General features: G+C 60.6%; 23 protein-coding genes. 6 read left to right on the top strand and 17 right to left on the bottom strand.

Annotated elements, in window-relative coordinates:
• Positions 1-91: 91 nt before the first annotated feature.
• Entirely contained in the window at positions 92-580 is a 489-nt protein-coding gene (locus tag GH769_RS08695) for a hydrolase (protein WP_032903837.1), read from the top strand.
• Here the strand turns inward: GH769_RS08695 and GH769_RS08690 are convergent.
• Positions 564-1,046, bottom strand: a complete 483-nt coding sequence (locus tag GH769_RS08690) for a GNAT family N-acetyltransferase (protein ID WP_032903838.1) — start codon at positions 1,044-1,046, stop codon at positions 564-566. The genes GH769_RS08695 and GH769_RS08690 overlap by 17 nt on opposite strands.
• A gap of 176 nt (positions 1,047-1,222) precedes the next feature.
• On the opposite strand from GH769_RS08690, the gene GH769_RS08685 reads away from it, so the two are divergent.
• Positions 1,223-1,558, top strand: coding sequence for a hypothetical protein (locus GH769_RS08685; RefSeq protein ID WP_153649615.1), 336 nt, complete (start codon positions 1,223-1,225; stop codon positions 1,556-1,558).
• On the opposite strand, the gene GH769_RS08680 is transcribed toward GH769_RS08685, so the two are convergent.
• Positions 1,548-3,161, bottom strand: a complete 1,614-nt coding sequence (locus GH769_RS08680) for a hybrid sensor histidine kinase/response regulator (protein ID WP_032903839.1) — start codon at positions 3,159-3,161, stop codon at positions 1,548-1,550. The two genes, GH769_RS08685 and GH769_RS08680, sit on opposite strands and share 11 nt — an antisense overlap.
• A 181-nt stretch (positions 3,162-3,342) precedes the next feature.
• Here GH769_RS08680 and GH769_RS08675 point away from each other — a divergent pair, with 181 nt between their 5' ends.
• Positions 3,343-3,945, top strand: coding sequence for a response regulator transcription factor (locus GH769_RS08675; protein WP_014718246.1), 603 nt, complete (start codon positions 3,343-3,345; stop codon positions 3,943-3,945).
• A 13-nt stretch (positions 3,946-3,958) separates the two neighbouring features.
• Here the strand turns inward: GH769_RS08675 and GH769_RS08670 are convergent, their stop codons facing one another.
• Entirely contained in the window at positions 3,959-4,588 is a 630-nt protein-coding gene (locus tag GH769_RS08670; RefSeq protein ID WP_020301571.1) for a ribonuclease T2, read from the bottom strand.
• 45 nt (positions 4,589-4,633) lie between these two features.
• The gene (locus GH769_RS08665) at positions 4,634-5,611 is read right to left on the bottom strand and encodes a Gfo/Idh/MocA family protein (RefSeq protein ID WP_014718244.1); all 978 of its coding nucleotides are present in this window, start codon (positions 5,609-5,611) and stop codon (positions 4,634-4,636) included.
• A gap of 126 nt (positions 5,612-5,737) precedes the next feature.
• Between GH769_RS08665 and GH769_RS08660 the strand changes: the two genes are divergently transcribed.
• On the top strand, positions 5,738-6,100 hold the full coding sequence (locus tag GH769_RS08660) for an NUDIX hydrolase (RefSeq protein WP_014718243.1): 363 nt from the start codon (positions 5,738-5,740) through the stop codon (positions 6,098-6,100).
• Positions 6,101-6,115: 15 nt separating this feature from the next.
• On the opposite strand, the gene GH769_RS08655 is transcribed toward GH769_RS08660, so the two are convergent.
• The 10 genes from GH769_RS08655 to GH769_RS08610 all read right to left on the bottom strand — a co-directional run bounded on the left by GH769_RS08655 (position 6,116) and on the right by GH769_RS08610 (position 16,689).
• On the bottom strand, positions 6,116-6,364 hold the full coding sequence (locus GH769_RS08655) for a DUF1652 domain-containing protein (RefSeq protein ID WP_014718242.1): 249 nt from the start codon (positions 6,362-6,364) through the stop codon (positions 6,116-6,118).
• Between the two features lie 400 nt (positions 6,365-6,764).
• Positions 6,765-7,025 (bottom strand): hypothetical protein, encoded by a 261-nt coding sequence (locus GH769_RS08650; protein WP_019820299.1) that lies wholly within the window; start codon positions 7,023-7,025, stop codon positions 6,765-6,767.
• Between the two features lie 4 nt (positions 7,026-7,029).
• Positions 7,030-7,476 carry a GNAT family N-acetyltransferase gene (locus GH769_RS08645; RefSeq protein ID WP_014718240.1) on the bottom strand — a complete coding sequence of 149 codons (447 nt, stop codon included), beginning with the start codon at positions 7,474-7,476 and terminating at the stop codon, positions 7,030-7,032.
• A gap of 97 nt (positions 7,477-7,573) precedes the next feature.
• Positions 7,574-7,903 (bottom strand): hypothetical protein, encoded by a 330-nt coding sequence (locus tag GH769_RS08640; RefSeq protein WP_003191756.1) that lies wholly within the window; start codon positions 7,901-7,903, stop codon positions 7,574-7,576.
• A gap of 110 nt (positions 7,904-8,013) precedes the next feature.
• A complete protein-coding gene (locus GH769_RS08635) occupies positions 8,014-9,087 on the bottom strand; it encodes a class I SAM-dependent methyltransferase (RefSeq protein ID WP_032903841.1) in 1,074 nt (357 codons plus the stop codon).
• A gap of 38 nt (positions 9,088-9,125) precedes the next feature.
• The gene (locus GH769_RS08630; protein WP_014718236.1) at positions 9,126-10,574 is read right to left on the bottom strand and encodes an adenylosuccinate lyase family protein; all 1,449 of its coding nucleotides are present in this window, start codon (positions 10,572-10,574) and stop codon (positions 9,126-9,128) included.
• On the bottom strand, positions 10,574-12,007 hold the full coding sequence (purB, locus tag GH769_RS08625; RefSeq protein ID WP_032903842.1) for an adenylosuccinate lyase: 1,434 nt from the start codon (positions 12,005-12,007) through the stop codon (positions 10,574-10,576). The genes GH769_RS08630 and purB overlap by 1 nt, the downstream gene beginning before the upstream one ends.
• A gap of 29 nt (positions 12,008-12,036) precedes the next feature.
• Positions 12,037-13,023 (bottom strand): HOASN domain-containing protein, encoded by a 987-nt coding sequence (locus tag GH769_RS08620; RefSeq protein ID WP_032903843.1) that lies wholly within the window; start codon positions 13,021-13,023, stop codon positions 12,037-12,039.
• A gap of 39 nt (positions 13,024-13,062) precedes the next feature.
• On the bottom strand, positions 13,063-14,058 hold the full coding sequence (locus GH769_RS08615; RefSeq protein ID WP_032903844.1) for an HOASN domain-containing protein: 996 nt from the start codon (positions 14,056-14,058) through the stop codon (positions 13,063-13,065).
• A gap of 561 nt (positions 14,059-14,619) precedes the next feature.
• Positions 14,620-16,689 carry an EAL domain-containing protein gene (locus tag GH769_RS08610; protein ID WP_014718232.1) on the bottom strand — a complete coding sequence of 690 codons (2,070 nt, stop codon included), beginning with the start codon at positions 16,687-16,689 and terminating at the stop codon, positions 14,620-14,622.
• Positions 16,690-17,034: 345 nt separating this feature from the next.
• Between GH769_RS08610 and GH769_RS08605 the strand changes: the two genes are divergently transcribed.
• Entirely contained in the window at positions 17,035-17,289 is a 255-nt protein-coding gene (locus GH769_RS08605; RefSeq protein ID WP_224797013.1) for a hypothetical protein, read from the top strand.
• A gap of 11 nt (positions 17,290-17,300) precedes the next feature.
• A complete protein-coding gene (locus tag GH769_RS08600) occupies positions 17,301-17,630 on the top strand; it encodes a DUF6388 family protein (RefSeq protein ID WP_032903845.1) in 330 nt (109 codons plus the stop codon).
• 8 nt (positions 17,631-17,638) lie between these two features.
• On the opposite strand, the gene GH769_RS08595 is transcribed toward GH769_RS08600, so the two are convergent.
• From GH769_RS08595 to tssM, 3 genes are read right to left on the bottom strand one after another with little or no spacing between them, the layout of a single operon-like run.
• A complete protein-coding gene (locus GH769_RS08595; RefSeq protein WP_072434478.1) occupies positions 17,639-18,481 on the bottom strand; it encodes a serine/threonine-protein kinase in 843 nt (280 codons plus the stop codon).
• Positions 18,478-19,200 carry a PP2C family serine/threonine-protein phosphatase gene (locus GH769_RS08590; protein ID WP_019817593.1) on the bottom strand — a complete coding sequence of 241 codons (723 nt, stop codon included), beginning with the start codon at positions 19,198-19,200 and terminating at the stop codon, positions 18,478-18,480. The genes GH769_RS08595 and GH769_RS08590 overlap by 4 nt, the downstream gene beginning before the upstream one ends.
• Before the next feature lie 5 nt (positions 19,201-19,205).
• Complete coding sequence (gene tssM, locus GH769_RS08585; protein ID WP_032903848.1) at positions 19,206-22,571, bottom strand: type VI secretion system membrane subunit TssM; 3,366 nt, start codon at positions 22,569-22,571, stop codon at positions 19,206-19,208.
• Positions 22,572-22,579: the final 8 nt, after the last annotated feature.

Here is a 22,579-nt window from a genome sequence, read left to right as displayed (position 1 = left end):
TCGCCACAGGTACAGCGCGTGGCCACTTGGAGGGGATGACACCGCCTCACCCTTGGTATCCTGCCACTCCAACCCACAGGGACCCGTGCGCATGCAAATCAACCCAGCCTTTATCCTTCACCAGACCGAGCACTGGCAGCTCAACCACCACCTGACCTCGAAGCTGCCCGGTTACTTGATGCTGGGCGCCAGGGCGCCGATTGACGCCCTCCCCGACATGCCTGAAGCCGCACTGGCCGAACTGGGCGGCCTGCTCGCCAATATCCAGCGGGTGATGCAAACCCAGCTCCAGCCAAAATGGCTGTATATCAGCCGTTACGGCCATGTGCCGGGCTTACCGCTGCATTTTCATTGCATTCCCGTCTATGACTGGGTAGAGCAAGCGTTCTGGCGGGACGAACGCTATCGCTCGCTGAACGCTTTCGGGACGCCCCCCCTCGAACCCATGACCGATGGCGCTGAACTGACCCTGTTCGTATGGCGCGAGTTTGGCGAGAGCCTCACCCCGCCGCCGATTCAAGGGCTAGGGATAGAGCCTGTGATCGAGCAATTGCGCGCTGCATTCAAACGGGACTCATAACCCGCAACCGCTTCACCATCGGTACACACGCCAGCACCAACCCGGACGGCGAGCGGTACACCGCCTGCTCATCGCCCACATACCCGCACGCTCTATAAAAACTCACCGCGTTCAGTGTCGCATCCAGCACAACCTGTTCAATCGCCCGCTGCTGCGCCATACGCTCCAAGTGAGCAAGCATCACTTTGCCAAACCCTCGCCCGCTGAATAGGGGCAATACAAACAAGGCTCCGATTTCATGGCTGGCAAGATCCAGCATGCCAGTGACGACTGGTTTGCCATTGAACCATCCCATGTAGAACTGTTTTTCCATCAGCGCGCCGTAGCCATCACTGGCGCGACCTCGGGTCCAGAGCGCCATTTGTTCAGCGCTATAGGCGCCAATGCATTGGCCGCGAATGGCCTCGTGACGAATCTCAAACGCACGCTCGGCGTCGTCCGGCGTGGCACGTTTTATCTTCAGCATCGCAAGCTCCTTCCGTGACCTCAAACTGCCATTAGCCCATTTGTGCTAATCGACCCTACCTTACGGCAGCGCTATATTCCGCGGCACTTCCAACGTTCTCACCCACACCGCGCATTCCGTGCGCGCGGGTTCGTTGCGCGTTGGAAAAACCAAAACAACCCCAAGGAAGAAGCACCATGAAACTCTACTCCCCTGTCACTCGCTTTGCCCTGCTGGGCGCCTTGATCATCGGCGTCGCCGGTTGCAGCAATATCAAGCCCACCGAAGATCATCTCAAGAAGCTGTCGAAAACCAATCTGGGCGAGCCGGTAAAACGTATCTCCAATGTGCGCAGCGACTCCATGACCACCTACTACGTCGCTAACACAGCCTCCGGCGAGTACAACTGCTCCGTACCCAGTGGTGCCAGTGGCGGCGCGTTCGCGATTGCCAGCTTCGGCCTGATGAAGCCCGCGGCCTACTGCATGCCCAAGGGCGCCAAAGGCAATGGGTTGACGCCGTTCATGCAGTAATATTTTCCTGGCTGAGCGCTCGCAGAGTGCCGCGCAGTTCCGCAGGGCGTACCGGTTTGGACAAAATAGCGATCTGACGATCATGCAACGCGGCCTGGATTTTCTCCACGTCGTGCCCGGTAAGGATCAGCGCTGGCACCGCCCAGCCGCGTTGCTGGCGTAACTGGTCGATGCATTCGATGCCGGTGGCGTGGTTGCCCAGGTCATAGTCGGCAACGATGATGTCGCAGTCACTGACCAAACCCTGCCCCGTGGACTCGGCCTGCACTTGGCACCCCCAGCGCTCCAGCAGGGCCTGGGTGGCGAGCAGCACGTTGTAGTCATCTTCCACCAGGCACACCTTAAGGCCGGTGAGCAGCCCGGCTTGGCGTGCATCGTCGCGCAAGGCCGGTTGACGCGGCGCGGTGGCCAAGGCTAGGCCATGCAGGCTTACTGAGGTGCCATGGCCGACCCGCGAACGCAGGCTCACCTGCAACCCCATCAATTGCCCCAGGCGCTTGACGATGGACAGCCCAAGGCCCACACCTTCGACGTCCTTGTCACGCAGTTGGCGCACGCGATAAAACTCTTCGAAGACCTTTGACAGATGCTCCTTGGCAATCCCCCGCCCCTGGTCGTGCACCTGCACCACCACGCCGTCATCACGCATGCGCACGCCAATCAGCACCGGTCGTTGCGCCCCGTACTTGAAGCAATTGGAGAGCAGGTTCTGCACCATGGTCGCCAGCATGGCCGGATCAACCAGCACCCAGTGGGCACAGGGGCGCAGGCGCAGCTCCACGCCCGCCCAGCGAGCAGCCTCGGCGTTCTGGCGCACGAGGTCGGCAAGGAAGTCGCCCAGGTGGATCACTTGGTATTTGGGCAACAGGCGCCCGTTGTCGAGGGTGTAGAGGTCGAGAATCGAGCGGAACAATTGCGAGACGTTAAGCAGCGAGCGGTCGATATTGTCCACCAAGCGCTGTTCGTCCTCGCCCAAACGGGCTTCGCGCAGGCAGGCGGTAAACAGGCCAATGGAGTGGATCGGCTGGCGCAGGTCATGGCTGGCCTGGGCGAGAAAACGGGATTTTTCCAGGTTGGCGGCGATCGCCTGCTCGGAGGCCTTGCGCGTGCGCTCCAACAGGATATGGGCATACACCGGGATCACCGTGCTGGTGATCATCAGCATCAGCACCATGAATGGTTGTGCCTGCCACAGCGGCGTGAGTTGGTACACGATCAACAGCGCCAGCAACGCCAGCCCCGTCGCAATTGCCAGGTAGCGCGAACCGTAGCGCATGCCGTTGCCCAGGTTCACCCAGACCATCACCGCATACAGCGGCAATGCCGCCTCACCGCCTACCACCAGGCCGAACGAAGTGCCCGTGTAGTCGTGGATCATGCCAAAGATCCGCCGCGCCGGATAATGCCCGGGCCAGCGTGCGATCACTTGGCGAAGCACGATGGACGCCAGCAGGAACAGCAAGATATACAGGATCACCGGCAGATAAGTGTCCAGCGACTGCCCAGGCAAAAAGCCCAGCACGCCGATGTAAACGATAGCGATGCTGGCCACCACGATGCGCAGGTTAGCCTGATCGAGTTCGGAGTTAGTCTCGGGGCTCATCGTCCTATCCTTGACCTATCATCTGAAGGAGCGAGCTTGCTCGCGAAAAACGTCAACGATAACGCGTTTGACCTGGGAGTACGCGGTGCCTGTGCGTGCTTCACGAGCAAGCTCGCTCCTACATCGGCGGTAAATAAATTAGCATGCCTCGACACAACCTTGCCCCAGGAAGGAGCTCGCCATGACCGGCCGAATCATCATCGCCGACGACCACCCCATGTTTCGCGAAGGCATGACGCGCACCGTGCAGCGCCTGCTGCCGGGCGCGGTGGTGCAGGAGGCCGGCGACCTGGCCACGGTGAATGCGTTGCTGTGCGAAGCGGGCGAGGTCGATACCTTGATCCTCGATTTGCGCTTTCCCGGCCTGACCTGCATCAGCCAACTGGCCGAACTGCGCCAGCAACTGAAACGCACCACCTTGGTCCTGGTGTCGATGGTCGATGACCCCGCGCTGATCGAACAGGTCATGGCCTTGGGCGCCGACGGCTTTATCGGCAAGAACATCGCCCCGGACGAGATCGGCCAGGCCCTGCTGGCGATCCGCGAAGGCGAAGTGCTGGTCAAATTTGCCCCTTCAGGCCTGCTGCCCCTCGACACCCACACCCTCACCACCCGCCAGCAGGAAGTGCTGCGCCTGATTGCCCAGGGCAAGACCAACAAGGAAATTGCCAAGGCCCTGAATATCTCGCCGTTTACCGTACGTATCCATGTGTCGTCATTGTTGCGCAGCCTGAATGTCCCCTCGCGCGCTGCAGCTGCGGTGAAGTATTCCGGCGAGTTCTAGGCGATTGCACGGCTCAACGCTGCGCGGGAATACGAATACCGCCCCCACGGCATTGGCTTTTCACACTGCGCGGGCAACCGGCAAAGGCCAGGTCCTTGGTCAGGCACACCCGTACCTCCGACAACACCTTTCCCTTGCAGATCACCGCCATCCCGTGGTTACCCATACGCGGGTTGCTCGCGCGAAACAGCGCCTCGATCTCACTGGCCGGCAATGACGGCGGCGTATTAAACGGTTGCAACTGCTGCGGGATGGCGACCGCACCGAGCGCTACATCGGTCTTCTCCAGATATTCCAACGGTTCGAGCCCACTGCAGGTGCCATGCGTGGCCCACTCATGCTTGAGCAGCGCGCGGGTGGGAAACAGCGCAGCGCCCTTGTCCATTTCTGCCTCGCTCAAGCGCGTCTGCGGCGTGCAGGACGCCGGCCACCCTCCCCGCGCGTATTGCGGCCACAAACCGTGCAGCACAAAGCCGTAGCCCTTACCCGAGCATTGCTCGTTGCCTGGGTGCGTCAGGCAAAACGTGGGTGACCACGATAACGACAGCACATAGAAATCAAACTCGCCCGACTGCCCTTGGCTGCGTGGCGCCGCCGTTGTCGCGGTGGCGATCAGCAGCCACACCACCATCCAGTATTTCATCCCGGTATTCCTTTAAAAGAGTGAAGCCTTACGCTATTGCCACGACTAGGGATGCTGGGAATAACGGTGTAACACCTTGTCCAGGATGATATCGGTCTTCAGCGCTTCGATGGCCAGCGACGGATGCTCGGCCTCGCCACGAATATGCGCGTTCATGTTCAGGACATGGTGCCATTGAATATGGGTGTGACACGGCACCTCTAACACCTCGGTGGTCTCGCCTTCAAGACGCAGCGGCTGGTCGTCGAACACCGAAAATTGAATACGGCCGCGACTGCCGATCAGTTCGACCCGGTCTTCGCGGCGGTCCGCCACAAAATTCCAGCAGCCCATGCCCAATGCACCGCTGGCAAATGTCCAGCAGGCCGTCACTGCGTCTTCTGCCGCGTAGCGTCCTGCCTGTCGTGCGGAAAAGCCTGAGACCTCGACGATGTCCCCGGCCAGGTACTGGAACAGGTCGAACCCATGGCTGGCCAGGTCGGCAAAGTAGCCGCCACCGGCAATGGCCGGGTCGGTGCGCCAATTGCTGGCGTCGGTGTCTGTAACGGCAGCGGGTTTGCACAAGGTCCAGGTCAGGTGACGCAACTCACCGATACGGCCTTCCTGCAGCCAGGTGCGCACTTGCTGAAAGCGTGGCAATGAACGCCGGTAGTAGGAGACAAACAGATGCAGCCCGGCGCGCTCGAATGTGCGCTGCATCAACGCGCTCTGTTCAGCATTCAGCGACATCGGCTTTTCGACGCAGCAATGCTTGCCCGCCGCCGCCACCCTCAAGGCGTATTCAAGATGGCTGTCGGGTGGCGTGGCGATGTAGACCGCATCCACCTCGGGGTCGTCGATCAAGGCCTGGGCATCGGTATAACAACGGGCAATACCATGGCGCGCCGCGTAATCGCGCACCGCCTCGGCACGCCGCCCCATCACGGCGACCAAGGCCGAACCTGGCGCTTTATAGAAAGCCGGTCCACTCTTCAATTCAGTGACACTGCCACAGCCGATCATGCCCCAGCGTATGGTCTTCATCTAATGTCCTCGGTCGTATTCGTCAATCGGGCAGTATCCACATACCGGCCCTGGCGCGCCATAACCACTTAGCATGACAATTGCATTACACTTTTATGACACTCATTCGGCGCGGGGGCACATTCGATGAAAATTAGGGCAACCGTCATTTGCGAACATGAGGGGCATATCCTCTTCGTGCGCAAGGCCAGATCAAAATGGGCATTGCCCGGCGGGAAAGTCGAAGCGCACGAGCGCCCTGTCGGCGCGGCGGAACGCGAACTGGAAGAAGAAACCGGGTTAAACGTGGACGGCTTGCTGTACCTGCAAGAGCTCAAGGCCCGCGACACCGTCCACCATGTGTTTGAGGCCTCGGTGGTCAATATCGACGAGGCACGGCCGTGCAATGAGATTGTCGATTGCCAGTGGTATGCCTACAGCGCCCTGGACGAGCTGGACACCACAGACGCCACCCGCCACATCGTCAAATCCTTCCTGCGGCGCCTCTGACGCCCTGGACAGCCGCTAACCCACCGCCGCGAACCCGCGGCGCCCGGCCTTTATCTCGGCACGCAACTCACCAATCAGGTTGGCGATGGCACGGATGCTGTCCAGGCCCTCGGGCGATACGCGGGTCAGCAGCAAGTCGACACGACCGGACGCAGGCTCGAACACGCTGATGCGCAGCGAGCCGTCGCTATTGAGGCAGCACTCACACGCAAGCGGCAGGAAGCCTGAGGCCATGATGCGGTTGAATTCGGTGATGGAAATCATGATCAGCCCCCCGTCCCTGGGTTCTACCCGATTGAGGTGATGCAAGCAGCATAGATAAGGTTTTGCCGGCCACCGGACATTTAATGCAACAGTGTTAACCAGCCCTCACTTTGTCGGGCGTAACCGGCCATGAACGACAGGCCGAGATTAAATCGCGGGCAAAAAAAATCCCAAGTAGCTGATGGAAACTTGGGATTTAAAAATGCATAAACCGTGGGAGGTGAACGCCCGGCTATAGTAGCGATTGTAAAAACATGTAACAAGATTATTTTAATCCTTTCGTCGGATTGAAAGCGTCGTAAGTCATTCAATAACCACATGTTTTTTAAGGTGGAAGGCGGCAGTCATGCTACTTTTTGGTGCAAGTAACGGTTATAAACCCACGTATAAAAAAGGGTTATTAATCCGGTGCCGTACTTTTAAGTAATTGTTCACTTAATTGCTTGCACGTTTCTTGAAGGGCCTCACGACTCGAAGCGGTGGCGCCCACCACAGCCTCCAGGTGACGACACAGCGCCAAACGTTCAGCGGCTTCTTCACGTTGGCGGTCGACCTTTGCGTTGAGCTGAACAAAATAGAACCCCAGTAACACGGCGACAACCAGCACGCCCGCCGCGAAGTAGCGCAAGCTGTTGGACGATGAAGGCGCTGGGGCATTCATGGCCTTATGGCGCCCTGCTCTTTTCATAACGCACATCATCTCCATCGACCGGGCCCACGACAGACCAGCCCAGGCGCTGATAGAACCCATTGGCCCGGATCTCATCACGCCCATCAGTCACCAGGTACGCCGTGTCGTGGCGCTCAAACAGGGCCGCCTCGGCCACCGCCATCAGTTGACGGCCCAGGCCAAGCTTCTCGTGGGATGGCAGCACGAACATCGCGAACACTTCACCTTCATCCAGGTCGACCATGGAAAACCCCGCCGCCTGGCCGTCCACTTCCGCGATCCAGCCACAAGGTGCTGCGCGCAACGTGTCGCTCAATACCTGCGGGGTAATCCCCAGGCCAGCCATCTGTTCAAGGCTCAGGTGGTTTTGCACCACCGAGGTGCGAATCGCGCACAGCGTGTCGACGTCATCAGGTGTTGCCGTTCGAATCAGTACTTGCATACCGGCCTCCATGAAGAAGTGCGCAATTGTATGCAAATACTCACACGGGGTTTGTCGTGGATTTGTAAAGGCCCTACGGCTGGTGCGGGGCTACGAATTACTTGCGCGCCACCTTGTAGCGCAGGCAATCCTGATAAAAGCTCTGACGAATCGCCTCGGGCTTGAGCCGTGAGCGGCTGTCATAGGTCTGCTCGGTGATGCCCATGGCCATCATGCGCATCCACGATTTGCTGAACTTGAGGGTCTGGATCTTCTGCCGGGCCGCGTATAGCGAAACGCCGGATAACTTTAGCTCCTGGGCCCTGGCGGCCGTGCCTGCGCCCCAACTGCACATGTACTTGTCACCCTCGCGCAATTCCCTGGCCTGCGCGACAGTCGCGCCGCCGGCCAGGGAGCAGGCAATCAGCATCATTCCCACAGAGCGCATTTGCATCCTCACCTAACCACCTGAAAATAAAAGTGATTTTGGCGAGGATTTTGTTACAAAGGGGCCATTAAATTGCCTTACTGCGCAAAGCGACTCGCGGATGCTTCCTATCAAGGCTTGAGTTCGAACAGCGCCGGCATCGGTGGCCACTGCGAAGGCACTTTACGAAAGCGGCTGAACCCGGCTGCCTCAGCCATCTGGCGGGCACGCTTCTCGCCCATGAACGCCCCCAGCCCTGCCCCACCGTGGGACAGCGAACAGGTCATGCAATAGAGGGTGCTCTGCGGGTACATGACGCGCCCGAACAGGTTCATGTTCTCGTGCAGTTCCTCGGACAGGTTGAGCTCCACCATCAGGTAGGTGCCGTCCTCGGCCGTGGCAGCGCGCAAATCCTTGAGCATCTGCTGGGGGTCGGTAGCATCGTGGATCACCACAAAGGTGGTCACGAAGTCGAATTGCTGGCCGCGCAACGCATCGGAGTCGTTCACCTCGAATTGCACCCGGTCACCCACGCCGGCCGCCTCGGCGTTGGCCCGCGCCAACTCGATGGAAGGCAGGTGGAAATCGCAGCCGACAATGCGCGCCTCAGGATAGGCCTTGGCCATGGTGATCGCCGCCAGGCCCGCACCGCAGCCAAAATCCAGGACACTGCCGCCGGTCTTGAGCTTCTCTTCGACGCCATCCAAGGATGGAATCCAGTGCTGGACCAAGTAATGCTTGTACCAGGGCATGGTCATGCGCTCCATGCCTTTCCAGGTTTCCAGCGGGAACGCCTCTTCAGCGCAGCCACCACCATGGCGGAAGGCTTCGATGACCTTGGGCGCCATGCTCACGAACGGCACGCTCAGCTGAATGATGCCGCCGGCGAAATACGGCGAGTCTTCATCGGCCAGCACCGGCACAAATTCAGCCGGCATCTGGTAGCGGCGGGTTTGCGCGTCGTAGGTCAAATAATTGCCGGTGGCCATGCTGCCCAGCCATTCGCGCAAGTAACGCGCGTTGTAGCCAGTCTTGTGCGCCAACTCTTCCAGGGTCACCGCCTGGCCGTCGGCCAATGCCTTGAACAAGCCGAGTTGGTCGCCGATGTAGAGCATGGCACCGCGCAGCGTGTTGCCGTAATCCTCCATGATCCGCGCCGAGAACTGTTGGACCTTGGCTTTATCAACTTCCATAACGTTGGACATCTGTCGCTCCTTGATGAATTTGCAAGTCTGTTAAGGGATCAATGGCCGGCGAGTTTGGCCAGCACGTTGTCAACGATGCGCTCGGACATGCCCAGGTGGGTCCTGGGCTCGAACAGCCGTGCCAGGGCGCCGTCACTCATGACAGCAAGCACCCGCGCATCGGCCTCGATTGCCTCGCGGATCGACACGTGATTGCGCTGGCTGGCCTGGGATACTTCGAAGATGATCTGGTAGGCGCTGCTCTTGCCCAGCTTGCGCGCCATTTCGAACACCACCGCTTCGGTGCAGATGGCATCGCCATACGCCTGGGCGGTGCCTTCCATCTTCTGCACATTCACGGTGAGCCCGTCGATGGTCTCGGTCAGAATCGAGAGCGCCATCAATGCATAGTGGGAAACGTCCGCGACCGCGCACCACTCCAGCCGCGTACCGCGGTAATCGCGCTCATGCTCAAGAATCATCGCGTCCAGCGCGAGCATGACCTGGGCCTTGGCCAGCCGCGCCAACACCACCACCTGCTCGCAGCCTTCGGGGTTGCGTTTGTGCGGCATGGTGCTGCTGCCGATCTGCTGGTCGCTCCAGCCCACTTCCACTTCAGCGATTTCCCAGCGATTGAGCGTACGGATTTCATCGGCTACGCGGGCCAACGAGGCGGTAACCATGGCCAGGGTGCTGACGAACTCCGCAACGCGGTCACGGGACACATGCCAGCCCGTCAGGGGCACTTGCAGCGACAAGCGCTGGGCAAAACGCTCCAGCATCGGCATGGCGTCCGGGCCGAACGCCGCCATGGTGCCGACCCCGCCGAACAGTTGCACCACCAGTACACGCTGGCGGGCTTCGGCCAAGCGCTGCTGGTGGCGCAACAGCTCATCGATCCAGCCAGCGACCTTCAGCCCGAAGGTGGTCGGCAAGGCGGGAATCGAGTGGGTCCTGGCGACCATCAGCGAGTCACGGTGCGCATCGGCCAGGGTCGACAACTTACCCAGCAAAGTCTCCAGGGCCTGGTCCATCGCATCAAGCACATCGCGCATCTCCAGGGACTGGGCGGTGTCCTGTATGTCTTGGGTGGTAGCGCCGTAATGCACGTATTCACGGGCACTGGGGCTGCAATTTTTTTGCAGGGCGCTCAGCAATGGCATCAGCGAATGCCCAGTGGCAACCACACCCTCGGCCAGTTGGCGCACATTGATGCCCGATAGCAACGCGGCCTTTTCGATCTCCAGGGCCGCCTCGCGCGGGATGATGTTGACATCGGCCTGCGCCATGGCCAGCGCGGCTTCCACGTCCAGCCAGCGTTGCAGGCGACAATGACTGCAAAAAATCTTGCGGCTCTGCGGGCCGGCATAACCCGAACCGTGGGTTTTCGAATCGAGGATGTGGCTGTGTTCGTGGCGGCATTGCTCGCCGTCATGATCAAAACCTGGGTGGTCCGAACGTGCGGTGCAAGACGCACGAGCTGTCGTTTCCAAAGTTTGCGCATCCATCACATACCCTCCGTAGCGTACAGGGACTGATTGGTATTGCCTTGGGTTGCCATCAGTGCTTCAGCGCCATCGCCTGAAGCGCGAGGTCGTGCTTTAGTTGCCACCAGATCGACCATTTCGGCCGCCAGCCCTGTGTAGGCCGTCGGGTCAAGCAAGTCATCGAGCATTTGTGGGCTGAAACAACCGCGCAGCCGAGGGTCGCCAAGCAGCGCGTCGCGAAAGCAAACGCCCGCGTCTTGGGCCTGCAGGGCGATGTCGTGCACCAGGTGATGGGCCGTCTGCTTGCCACACCGAGGCGCCAGCGCAAGCATCACGCGCTCCGACAGGATCAGCCCGCCCAACAAGTCCAGGTTGCTGCGCATGCGCGCTTCACGCACCTCCAACCCCGCCAGCAGCAAGCCTTCCATACGAGCGAGCAACGCACCGGCGTAAATGAACAGCTCGGGTAAGGCCGCCCATTCGATGCGCCAGGTGGTGCCGTCACGCTCGTGCATCTGGAAAGCCGCATCGGTCAGCGCAACCATCTGCGCACGTACCAGCCGTGACAGCGCGCTGATCAAGTCCACCGTCGACGGGTTTTGCTTGTGGGGCATGGTGCTACTCCCCACTTGCCCGGCTCGCCGCCCCTCGCGCACTTCGTCGATCTCGGTGCGCTGCAGGTGGTAGATCTCATTGGCGACACGCCCCAACGTCGCCGACGCCTGCACCAGCAGCCACGCCGCTTCCAGGATGCGGTCGCGGGCGCTGTGCCAACTGCTCAACGGCGCCGCCAGGCCGAGGCTTTCCAGGGTGCGGCGCTGCACGTCCAAACCCTGCGGGCCAAGCCCGGCCAGGGTGCCCACGGCGCCGGTCAGGTTGCCGACCATCACCCGGGCGTAGGCTTCGTCAAAGCGTTCAAGGTGTCGATCAATCTCATCGACCCACACCGCCACCTTGTAGCCGAACGTGGTGGGCAATGCGTGTTGGCCATGGGTTCTGGCGACCATCGCCGTGTGCTTATGGCGCAGGGCGAGCGTGAGCAGATGCCCGCGGATCCCGCGCAAACGCTGCACTACCAGGCCCCAGGCATCGCGGATTTGCAGGATGAGGCCGGTGTCGAGGATGTCCTGGGTGGTCACGCCGTAATGCACGTATTCGCCCAGCCCATCGGCGCATAACCCCTGCAAGGCGCGCAGGGCCGGCACCAGGATGTGCCCGGTTTCCAGGCCCTCGCGCCCCAACGCATCGAGGTCCAGCAGTTCCACGCTGGCTACCCGGGCAATCTCCCGGGCGGCCTCGTGGGGGATGAGGCCCATCTGCGCCTGGGTCGCCGCCAGCGCTGTTTCAACATCGAGCCACTTCTGCACCTGATTGGCATCAGAGAAGATTGCAGCAAATTCCGGGGACGAGTAAGCGCCCCCGTGGATACGGGATTCAGTGATATGACTTGGCATGTCGGGTTACTCGGGTTGTCCAGGGAGGGCTACTTCACGCGTTGTACTTCTTCCCAGACTGCATCGTAATAAGCCCGCTCCAGCCGGAAGTGCTCGGCCAGAGACGTCAGGAACGCATTCTGGAACCCCAGGTCCGGAATACGCCGTGAGATCAGTGCCCATTCACGCTTGGCCCGCGGCGGCACCAGGCTGATGTGCACTTCGTAGTACTCCGCGTCATCCTGGCTCAAGCCCGCGTTGCGCAGGGCGTTGTACAGCTTGCCGTGGTTACCGGGCACCACCAGTTCGGTGATGTAGAACACCGCCAGGCCCCAGCCGACATCGGGGTTGCGGAAACAGCGTGCGCGGTTGTTGAGGTAGGCGATTTCCTCGGGCATCGTCGAGAGGGCCTCGAAATCGGCATTCAGGCCCACGGCGGCGAGCAGCTTGGCCAACAGCTTCGGGTGGGAACGCTGCTCATCCTCTTCGCCCAACTCGCCGTAGAGATAACGCGCCAGGGCAGCCGCCTCGTCCACGTCAGTCAGGTTGACCAGCAGGTCGGCGGCGTCCCGGTAAAGGCGATAAGTACGGAACCATTGGTGACGCAAAAACACCTGCAGTTGCTCGTGAGAGGCTTTGCCTTCAAACACATACTGCGACATCGGATGGTTTTCCCGCGACTGCGCGGCAATCTGCTCTTCCAGGCGCTGCTGGAAGCCGGCCTCGGACAAGGGCGATGCCAAGTCGGCTGACGGCATGAAACGCTCTTGCACGCTATAGACGGCATTGGCCAGCCAGCGCCGGGTCGAGGCGGTGGCCACGTCGTCGCTCAACGAGAGGATGTACAGCAATTGCTGGCACTGCGCTGCATTCGCGGCGTCGCCACGTTGGCCGGTCTCGCACAGGGCGCGCAGCATATTGGCGGCAATTTCGATGCGATTGAACGTCGCGTCCGGTTTCAAGGCTTCCGCCAGCAGACGGGCTTCGGCCGTGTGAATATTCTGCAATTGCGCCAGGGAAAAATTACGTGGGCTCATCATGTGCTCCATTATTTTTGTTTTTGGGTCGCAGGTCGTTCAGGCAGACAGGCGTTGGGCCTGCATCTGCTGCCACAGGCTGTCGAAGTAGGCCTTGTTGATTTCGAAGTGGTGCTTGAGTGCGCGCATGAACGTGCGTTGAAAGCCTTCCTCGCTGGCGAACTTGGCAATCAGTGCCCACATTTCTTCGGTGTCGATCTCATCCTGGGTGCCATGCAAGCGGTGGAATTCGCTGGGCTGCGCCGGTACATCCAGGCGCTGCAACAACTCGTAGATGCGCCGATGGTTGACGCAGCTGACAGACTCCACCGCATAGAGCAGCGCAAGGCCCCAGGCGACATCGGTGTGGCGCACACAGCGAATGCGATTATTCAGGTAGGCCTTTTCCAGCGGATGCAGCGCGGGGAAATCGATGGCCAGCGGAATATCGAAATACTCCATCAGATGGGCGAGCATCGCCGGGTGCGAACGCTCCGGTGTCTCAGCGCCTGCTTCGCCGTACAAGTTGCGGTAAAACACCGAGGCGTCTTCGATGGCTTCGAAACGGAAGGCCAACTCGGCCAGCAGGCTGTAGAAGTTGTAGGAACGGGTCCAGTGATGCTCCAGGAAAAAGCGCACATCCTGCACCGGCGGCGTACCTTGGAACAGGTGCACCGACATCGGGTGGTTGACCCGGCTGCGTGCGGCGATTTCAGCGTCGACCTGTTGACGGAACTCGTCCGCCGGCAACGCTTTAAAGCCCGGCACGTCGGCGGCGAACTCATCTTCGACGCGGTAGACCTCGCTGGCCATCCAGCGCCGGGTCGGCTCGGTGCGCGGGTCACCGGGGAGGTGCAGTTGCAGCAGGGCTGACTGATAGTGCGCATAAGCTTGGGCGTCTCCCGCCAGGCCTTGCCGGGTCAGTGCGAGCAGCGCTTCCAGCGCGCGGGTGACTTGGGCGTAGTTGGCGCTGGGTTCCAAGGCATTCACCATCAGCCGCGAGGCGTTGGTGAAGAGATCGGAATCCGAGCGTTGTTGCAGGGCAGCAGTATCCATTGATAACCCCTGAATCTTGTTTTTGTGGTTGGGCGTACTCGGAAAAAAGCCTAAAGGTTCCCGTAGTGGCAAGGTCAACACCTGTAGGAAAATTCTTTCAAAGGCTTGGAGATGGGGGGTTGGCGCCACCAAACAATAGGTATTACACAACTCCGTAGCAGCCAGCGGTAACCACGATGCGAAGCGAGTCGCTCTTGATCTTGCTCTTGATCTGAAGCGCCCCCCCCCCAAATCACTGGCGGATTACGGGCACACCGAGCCCAAGCGAGGTGCCGAGTGGTGGGGCAAGAGCCCTTTGGTTACTTTGGGCTGGGCCGGCATTCCGGCTCTTTTCCAAAGTGCCCCGCTGTCAGAGCGGAACCCTAAGTGGTCGTGACCGCAGGAATGGATATGTACACGGTATAACAGCGTCGGCTGTCAGGGCGTCATCGCAGGCAAGCCAGCTCCCACAGTTGGACTGCGGGGTGTCAGGTAGATAGGCGTCGACTGGCAGGCCGTCATCGCAGGCAAGCCAGCTCCCACAGTTGGACCGCAGGGCGTCAGTTAGATAAGCGTCGGCCATCAGACCAACGCCCTGCGCTCACGCACAAAGCGCGGCAACTGATCCCCAGGCAGTGCCTTGCTGAAATACCAGCCCTGGATAAACAACTCAGGCCCGTTACTCAAAAAGGCCAATTGCTCAGCCGTCTCAACCCCTTCCACTACCACGCCCAGGTCCAAGGCCTCGCAGAACCGCAACATACCTGTGAGCACCTGGGCGCCTTTAGGGTCATGCTGGGCAACCACAAAACTGCGGTCGATCTTGATGAAATCCACAGGAAACTGGTGCAGATAGCTCAACGCAGAAAACCCAGTGCCAAAATCATCCAGATAGACCTTGGCGCCCATGGCCTGCAACTTCTGGATGGTCTGGCGGGTGGCCGGGATGTCGCTGACCAGCGCGTCTTCGGTAATTTCCACTGAAACTTGCCCACGGGCCTGGCGAAGAATTTCCACCAGGCGGTCGCCATAGGCGGCGTCCTTGAGCGTGGTGCTGGAAATATTGATGGTCATCGGCAGTTCAAAACCCACCTTCTGCCATTTCTGATACTGGCGCACAGCCTGGGATGCCACCCACACGTCTACGTCCGGCATCAGCCTGGCGTGCGCCAGCCATTGCAGGAACTCCCAGGGCGAATGCACCGTGCCCTGGCTGTCCCGGGCGCGCATCAGCGCCTCGCACCCGGTGCACAAACCGGTGCGGGTGGAGATTTGGGGTTGAAACTCAAGGTAGAACTCGTAATCGCTGATCTGTTGAATACGGTTCAACTCAGCGGCCTGACGGGCCAATGTCTGGTGAGTGGCCAGCACCGGATCGAACTCCAGCAGACGGCCTTTCTCCTCGAGACCGCGAAAGGTCATGTCAAGGGATTTGAGGTACACCGTGCCGCCATCGCTGGACTGGCGATGAATCGCCCTGACGTAGGGCGCATACACCAGGGTACCGGCGCCCAACAGAACGATCTGCAACACCACCGCCGCCACATCGCCATGGGTGCTGAGGTACGCGTTGAGCAGCACCGGGGCGGTAAAGGGCACGCTGGCCACCGCCGGTGAGACCCAGCCCAGTTGCACCACCATCAACGCCACCATCGCGTTGAACGCCGGCACCAATAGAAATGGTATGAACAGGCGCGGGTTGAGGATGATCGGCAAACCGAACAACAGCACTTCGCTGACATTGAATAATGACAGCGGCAAACTGGCCACCGCCAGCAAGCGCATGGACTGGCTCTTGGAAAATAGCAGGATCGCCAATAACAGGCATAAGGTTGCGCCCGAGCCACCGATAAACGCAAAACTGCCCAGCAAGCCGTTGTTGAGCAGGTACAGCACCGGCTCCCCCGCCGCCAACGCTGCGCCATTGAGCGCCACCGCCTGGTCCAATGCATCGAATAACGGCTGCATGGCATACACGCCGTGAATCCCGAAGAACCACAGCAGCGAATTCATCAGGGTGACAAACAACCCGCTGCCGTAAGGCGTCTGCAACGCATCAAGCACCTGCGGCCCCTGGATTTGCGCCACATGGGGGATCAACAGCAGCAACGACAACACCGCCACCAACGACAAGGCCGTGAGTGCGCCGGGTATCACCATGTTGATGGTGCCCTTGAGGTTATGGCCGACCAGGTCCTGGTTGACCAGGCGCGTCCAGCGAAAGCGGTGCAGCCAGGCGATGGCCGGCACATTGATCAAGGGCGAAGCAATGGCAATAAAGAGTAGGAACGTGGCCGAAGCACGCGGGTACTCACGCAGCACGAAGGTTGCGACCACTACATGGGCCAGGCACAGGAAGGCGACCGGCAGTTGTGGCAGACGGTGTTGAATCGCCAACATGTAGCCGATGGAGGCCGCCACCAGCAACGGGATCACCGAGCTGATCTGTTTATGCAACCCGGCCAGGAAACTCACCACCTGCGCATCGAACCCCAGCGCCAGGGCGCATTCGGACAGGATCAGGAAACCAGCGGACACCAACAGGCACGGCAGTATCCACAGCAGCCCCTCCCGAATCGCACGCAGCGACTCCGTGCTGGCCAGGACCGCCAGGCGCTGTGTCAGGAAAAGTTTGAACAGGGTGTGCGCCATGGGCCGTCCTCTGCCTGTCACCGACTGCCGCTGAAGATCAGGGCCGGGAACACCCGCTAACGCTACACGGCCTGATAGCCGAAGCGAAAGCCTTTATCCCCGTCCCTGCCCGGCTTTTTTACCAGTGAATGCCGGGTTGCTAGACTAAATCCCTACAGATTTATCGAACTTTCTGACTTGAATCATCCCCTAAGGCTGTCTGAGTCGGTATCATCCGCACGGTTTGTGCGTGTTAAAGGATGTTACAACCTGTCTGATAATGGGTACGCACTCAGGGAATCTTGCCTGGAACGACAACAGGCCAAAGGAGAGAACCTCACTATGCAAGACAAACGCTCAAGTCACATGCGTCCTCTGTTTGTCACCATCCTGCTGTGGTTGTGCAGCGTGGTGTTGCTGTTTGTAATCAAGAACCTCATTGAATTGTTCACTGGGCCTGTGGCTGAAACCTGGGTAGACCTGACCCTGGTGCTGGTCGCTTACCTGATGTTTTTCTTGCTGGCGCCGTTGCAAAACTGGATGCAGCGCAGGTCGCGCAAGCGTGCCCGCCATCACCTCAACGCACGCGCGTCCGATAGCAACTCTCACCCTTCTCATTAAGGTGTCTACCTGTGTCGGCACCCAACGATACGCACCAACTTGCGCTGGACAGATTCCTGCGCGAACAACCGCAGGTCGCTGCCGAGCTGGACAGCCTAAACCCGCTGGTAGCCCAGGCCAGGGGCGAAACCCTGGCGCAGTATCGCGCCGAACGCCTGCATGAGGCTTTCGAAGCACACGCTGAACAGCAAAAATTATTCGCCTGGGAATTGACCCTCAAGCTGACGGCCGATTCGACCGAAGCCTTCGAGGCCCAGCGGCGCGAAGTGCATAAAGAAGTCGCACAGATGGCAGGCTTGGACTGGGCGCAGTACTGCCAGTTGCACGGCTTGGCCGTTTGACCTTTGCCCTACAAGCACCAGCGTGCTCGGTTGCGCCCCATGACGTGACGCAACTCGGCGACCGTTATGCTTCGGTGCTGCGGGTCTATCGCCAACGCTGCCTGTAACGCCACCCAGCAATGCCTGGGCAACTGCGCGGGCCGGGGCAGACAGACCGTGGAGGCGCGCTCCCCAACGCGCTTGCCGTGGGCCAGTTCGTACAGGACGCAGGCCACGCCGTACAGGTCGGCAGCGGCGGTCAGCGCACCGCCGGCCAACAGTTCCGGGGCGGCGTAGGCAGGTGTCCAGGCATTGAAACGACTGCGGCTGACACTCGGCAAACCCATTGCGGCGCCTGCTTGAGCCTGGCCCAGGCCGAAATCGAACAAGCGCACGCCCTCCTCGCCCACCATGACATTGGCTGGTTTGACATCACCGTGCAGAACGTCTTGCTGGTGGGTGTAGACCAGCGCATCCAGCAACTGCACGGCGATGGGTCGCAACTCCCGCCAAGGCAAGCCATAGGGGCACTCCAGCAGCAGGCGGTCCAGCGTCACTCCTTGCAGCAACTCCATGGTGAAAAACGCGACTTGACTGTGTGTATCGACCTCAAACGAAAACGCCCGTACCACATGCGCGTGCCTCAGGCTGCGGGTCAACGCAAACTCGCTGTACAACAACACATGCGCGTCGGGGCACTGGGAAATGGGTTCGTCGAGTAGCTTGATCGCGACCTTGGAACAGGGTTCGCCCAATTGCTCGTGCAACAGGTCGCGCGCGCGGTACACCCTGCCCATGCCACCTCTGCCCAAGACACGTTCAAGGTGATAGCGCCCAGACAGTAAACGGCAGGCTTGAGCTGCCGAGTTCATGGCTGCACCACAACCGCAGTCAGGTCATCGCGTATCGGCCGGCGCAACGCCGCTGCAAATAGCCGTTCCACTGCCCGTTGAGGCGTGCCCATGCTCAACGCCCGCCCCAGGTCAACGTGGCTGAGGGCCTGATACAAGCCATCACTGCACAACAAAAATACATCCCCAGGGCGGGTACGCAGTTCCAGTACCTCCAGATGCAACCGCGAACGCGCGCCAACGGCCCGGGTCAAGGCCCTGGCACCCGGGTAAGCCTGGGCTTGCGCCACACTCAACTGACGCTCGTCCATGAGGCGCTGCAGCAGCGAGTGGTCCTTCGACAATTGGTAGAGGCTCTGGTCGCGCCATAAATAGCAGCGACTGTCTCCCGCCCATAGGCAGGCCGCCCGGCCCTTCTCCAACAACAGGGCGACCACGGTACTGCCCATCGTCACTTCATTGGTTGCGCCAGGTTCTGTCCATGCGCGTCGTACTCCTTGGTTGACGTCCTGCAATTTGTTGCGAACCGCCTGAATACGCTGGTCAAGGTTGCCGTCAGCCGACACTGAAGCCAAGTGGCTGACTATCCACTGGCTGGCGACATCCCCGTGCCGATACCCGCCCATGCCGTCCGCCACCGCCCAGCAACCCGTGCTCGGGTTGTCCAGGAATGCATCCTCATTGCGCAACCGCGCCAGGCCTCGCTGCGTGCGCCCGGCGCTGCGCCACGGGGCTTCCATCGGGGTCACAGCTGCTCCGGCAGGCGAAAGGTGCGCCATGTGTCCATGTCAAACGGACCGGGCGTACGCTGGCTGGTGAGCCGGTAATTGGCGCGCAGGCCGGCGAGGTCTGCCTTGAGGATCTGTATATTACGGCCGCTGGCGGGCTCTTTCTGCAGCAGGTCCAGAAACCGGAACAACGACCACGCTCCAGTGTCTTTTTCGATGCCCAAGGGGCGCTGCTCCGCGCCTCTCTCCAAGACGAGGCTGCTGCGCCCATTGTCTGCGTCGGTGGGCCAATGGAACGTCATGGGTACGATCGGACCGTGGCGATACTCCAATTGCTGGTCGCCAAACCGCAGGATCGCTCGGCTGACCGATGGGTCCAGGCTGTAGGGTGCCAAGGTGAATCGCACGGACAACTCCCCCGCGTCTTCGGTAAAAAAGCCGCGGCGGATGACCTGGATCTTCATCAATTGCTCCAGCAGCGCACGGGAAACCGGCAAACTCTGGCCATCCAGCCCACGCAATCGGTAGCGGCTGCCGTCGGCACTGATAAAAGGCCGCAGGTAGCCCTCATAAAAGCGCGCCATCACCCCGCGTGGCTTGAAGAACTCCTGAAAATCGTGAAGGGCGACCTCACTGCTGGCGTGCGCATTGAATGGGTAACGTCGGCCAATGGCCTTGGCATAAAGGCTATGCACCTCGCTCTGATAACGTTGGTTGACGTGCACATAGGCCTGTTCCAGCAAATGCCGCCAACTGTCATCCGCCATACTTTCGAGCCAGCCGGCAACGGGCAGCGGCAGGCGAGCGGCGGCGTCTCGCAGATGGCCCAATGCATCCTGCTGGCCCTCCATGCGCTGCCTGGCACGCAGGAAGGCGGCCTGCTCGGGTGCGCTGTCCCGGTTCAAGGCCGTCAAATGCAGGTGCACTTCATCCAGCAGACGCAAGGCCTGAGTCAGCTCTACGCCGGGGTTCTGCTGCTCATCCAGCAATTGATGCAAAGGCTCAAAGCGGCGCTGCAAGGCGCGCCGCGGAGCCTCGACAATACCCGCCTGCCCCGCCGTCAACCTCGACTTGGCCATCTCGCCCAGGTCTGCCGACTGCTGGGCCACTTTGTCCAGCAGTCCATGGCTTGGCAACAAACGCGTATTTTCACGCACCTGTTGCAAGAGACGAATCAAAGGCGATTGCGCCGACGTCAGGTTCATCAGTTGCTCGGCATCCTGGCGCAGGTTGTCAGTCTCTTGCAGCCTGACTCGGCCAAGCGCATCGCTCCAGGCATCGGCATACTCGCTGAAATAACGTTGCTGCAGTTCAGCCATCAGGCGCCGCAAGTCCTCGGTCCCCAGGTCGGTACCCTCGCCGAGCACCCAGTTGTCCTGGGTGATGGCGTTTACCAACCGCGGGCCCTGCGCCTCAAAGTACTGCACATAGCGTTTGGTATAGAACCCCGGCACAGGCGGATCGATAGCGGCGAACACCTTACCCTCGGCCAGCCGCAACGGCTCCAGGCTGCGCGCTTGTTCGCGCAATACCCGATAGACCCCATCGGCCAACGATTCGCCCCTCAGCGCTTCACGGGCCTGGGCCACCCGCTCCGCGTTGAGTGACACCACAAAAGGTTGCTCCAGCAGCCGCGCAAGGTGCACATTGAGGCGCTTCTGTGTTGGCATATCCCCGGCAAACCGCACCGACCAAAGGCTTGCAATATGTTCTGCCAGCCAGGTCGTGTCACGGCGTTCGCGCAGATTGAGCATCAGGTAGGCACGCAGGTCGTCGAGCAGCCGCTCCCGGTCCCCGAGGCTGGCAATTACCTGTTCTTCCAACTGGGCGGCTGTCCAGGCCAGAAATGGCTTTTGCAGCGCGTGATCATAGGCTTGATCGACGCTGGGACGGCTCAGTTCGCCCTGATACAGCCCGGTGCGCTCCACCAGGCGTACATCTGCCGGCCCAGGAAAAACCTGGGTCGCCGCCAGTCGCGCGTCCAACAGCGCCAACAGCGCCGTGCTTTCATCGTCGGCCGCAAGGGCGAGCGGCGGGTGTGAGGTCAGCGCCGACAATTGCGCCAAGCGTTGGTGGTTGACTGAGTAACTGTGCCCCCATAGCCCGCCGACACCGCCAATAACCAGCGCTGCAGCCACCGCCTGCGCGCCCTGGCGCCAACGCAGACGTTGTTGTTCCTGAGCCTGCAAACCCGCAAGGTCGGCCTCGGCGAAGATCACCTGGCTGAACAGACCCTGCACAAAGCGCGGGTGCCTGCCATCGGCGCAGGTCAAGAAGAACCCTCGCAAACCGTTGATGGGTTGGTAGCGATGTGCGCAAAACGCCATGTCAACGAACAGGCTGACGCGCTCCCCCATTCGTGCTGCCTGCTGGGGAAACTCCAGCATCTGCCCACGTCGCTCGACATTGCGCTCCTGATGCAGTCGCCCAATCAGCTCACTGTTCAAGCGCTGCAATAATTGCTCGACCGCCTGACGAACCTGTGTTGTGTCAGTACCGTCGGCGCAACCTTGCAGGTGCTGACCCAACACGCTGTCGGCACTTTCTCCAAGGGGTGAGTCAAAGAATTCAGCGAATCCCGGCAATCGGTCGGCGTGGGTCAACACCAGGTAAATCGGCACATCCACATGCAACGTCTGTTGGATCTCTTGCAGGCGCGAGTGTACATGGCGTGCGTGATGATCCAGGTCGTATTCGTTGGTGCTCGACAGCATGTCGACCGATAGCGTCACCACCACACCGCTGAGCGGCCGCACTCGACGGCGCCACCGGAGCAGATGCAGCAAGGTGATCCAGCCTGCGGCGTCCACTGAAGAGTCGGGCTGGGTAAGGTAGCGTCCCGGGGTGTCGATCAGCACGCCTTCGTCGCCGAAATACCAGTCACAATGGGCACTGTTACCGATCGGCCGCGTTTGCGCGTGGTCCAGCGCCAGCGGCAAGCCCGCTGCCGCCAGCAGCTGTGTCTTGCCACTGCCCGGCTCACCGATCAACAGGTACCAGGGCAACTCATGACGCCAACGCGCGTTACGCTCTCCATAATGGCGGGATATCTTGAGCAGGTGCACGGCTTTCTTGAACCGACTGCGCAGGTGCCGGCGTTCGTCCTCCACCCCCGTCATCGGCTGTCGGCGCACCTCGCGTTCTGGTCTTTGGCGCCAGGCGGCAAAACCTGGGCCCACAAACGCCATCGCCAGTCCCCATAGCAAGAACACACCGCTGATGGTGACCAACCGAGCAGTCGCCCCGGCCCAGATACGGTGATCATCCACTGCCAGCAGCGGCCCCAAGAACCACACCATTGCCGCGCAGGAAAGCACCAGCAACAGGCTCCACACCCAAATCCTGCCCAGCACGGTGCCCACCCCCTTGAAGAATGCGATCATTCATTGCT

Origin of the sequence: Pseudomonas sp. CFSAN084952 (assembly GCF_009648855.1) — a bacterium.
GTDB classification, from domain to species: Bacteria; Pseudomonadota; Gammaproteobacteria; order Pseudomonadales; family Pseudomonadaceae; genus Aquipseudomonas; species Aquipseudomonas paracarnis.
The sequence above is the reverse complement of the archived record's forward strand: the minus strand, read 5'-3'. Positions and strand labels throughout refer to the sequence as shown.

Excerpts from the sequence above, each read along its gene's own strand:
- GH769_RS08615 (WP_032903844.1), bottom strand. The coding sequence starts at position 14,058 with ATGGATACTGCTGCCCTGCAACAACGCTCGGATTCCGATCTCTTCACC.
- GH769_RS08640 (WP_003191756.1), bottom strand. The coding sequence starts at position 7,903 with ATGCGCTCTGTGGGAATGATGCTGATTGCCTGCTCCCTGGCCGGCGGC.
- GH769_RS08650 (WP_019820299.1), bottom strand. The coding sequence starts at position 7,025 with ATGAATGCCCCAGCGCCTTCATCGTCCAACAGCTTGCGCTACTTCGCG.
- GH769_RS08685 (WP_153649615.1), top strand. The coding sequence starts at position 1,223 with ATGAAACTCTACTCCCCTGTCACTCGCTTTGCCCTGCTGGGCGCCTTG.
- GH769_RS08590 (WP_019817593.1), bottom strand. The coding sequence starts at position 19,200 with ATGGAAGCCCCGTGGCGCAGCGCCGGGCGCACGCAGCGAGGCCTGGCG.
- GH769_RS08610 (WP_014718232.1), bottom strand. The coding sequence starts at position 16,689 with ATGGCGCACACCCTGTTCAAACTTTTCCTGACACAGCGCCTGGCGGTC.
- GH769_RS08695 (WP_032903837.1), top strand. The coding sequence starts at position 92 with ATGCAAATCAACCCAGCCTTTATCCTTCACCAGACCGAGCACTGGCAG.
- GH769_RS08605 (WP_224797013.1), top strand. The coding sequence starts at position 17,035 with ATGCGTCCTCTGTTTGTCACCATCCTGCTGTGGTTGTGCAGCGTGGTG.
- purB (WP_032903842.1), bottom strand. The coding sequence starts at position 12,007 with ATGCCAAGTCATATCACTGAATCCCGTATCCACGGGGGCGCTTACTCG.
- GH769_RS08675 (WP_014718246.1), top strand. The coding sequence starts at position 3,343 with ATGACCGGCCGAATCATCATCGCCGACGACCACCCCATGTTTCGCGAA.
- GH769_RS08635 (WP_032903841.1), bottom strand. The coding sequence starts at position 9,087 with ATGTCCAACGTTATGGAAGTTGATAAAGCCAAGGTCCAACAGTTCTCG.
- GH769_RS08660 (WP_014718243.1), top strand. The coding sequence starts at position 5,738 with ATGAAAATTAGGGCAACCGTCATTTGCGAACATGAGGGGCATATCCTC.
- GH769_RS08690 (WP_032903838.1), bottom strand. The coding sequence starts at position 1,046 with ATGCTGAAGATAAAACGTGCCACGCCGGACGACGCCGAGCGTGCGTTT.
- GH769_RS08630 (WP_014718236.1), bottom strand. The coding sequence starts at position 10,574 with ATGGATGCGCAAACTTTGGAAACGACAGCTCGTGCGTCTTGCACCGCA.
- GH769_RS08665 (WP_014718244.1), bottom strand. The coding sequence starts at position 5,611 with ATGAAGACCATACGCTGGGGCATGATCGGCTGTGGCAGTGTCACTGAA.
- GH769_RS08670 (WP_020301571.1), bottom strand. The coding sequence starts at position 4,588 with ATGAAATACTGGATGGTGGTGTGGCTGCTGATCGCCACCGCGACAACG.
- GH769_RS08645 (WP_014718240.1), bottom strand. The coding sequence starts at position 7,476 with ATGCAAGTACTGATTCGAACGGCAACACCTGATGACGTCGACACGCTG.
- GH769_RS08655 (WP_014718242.1), bottom strand. The coding sequence starts at position 6,364 with ATGATTTCCATCACCGAATTCAACCGCATCATGGCCTCAGGCTTCCTG.
- GH769_RS08595 (WP_072434478.1), bottom strand. The coding sequence starts at position 18,481 with ATGAACTCGGCAGCTCAAGCCTGCCGTTTACTGTCTGGGCGCTATCAC.
- GH769_RS08680 (WP_032903839.1), bottom strand. The coding sequence starts at position 3,161 with ATGAGCCCCGAGACTAACTCCGAACTCGATCAGGCTAACCTGCGCATC.
- tssM (WP_032903848.1), bottom strand. The coding sequence starts at position 22,571 with ATGATCGCATTCTTCAAGGGGGTGGGCACCGTGCTGGGCAGGATTTGG.
- GH769_RS08620 (WP_032903843.1), bottom strand. The coding sequence starts at position 13,023 with ATGAGCCCACGTAATTTTTCCCTGGCGCAATTGCAGAATATTCACACG.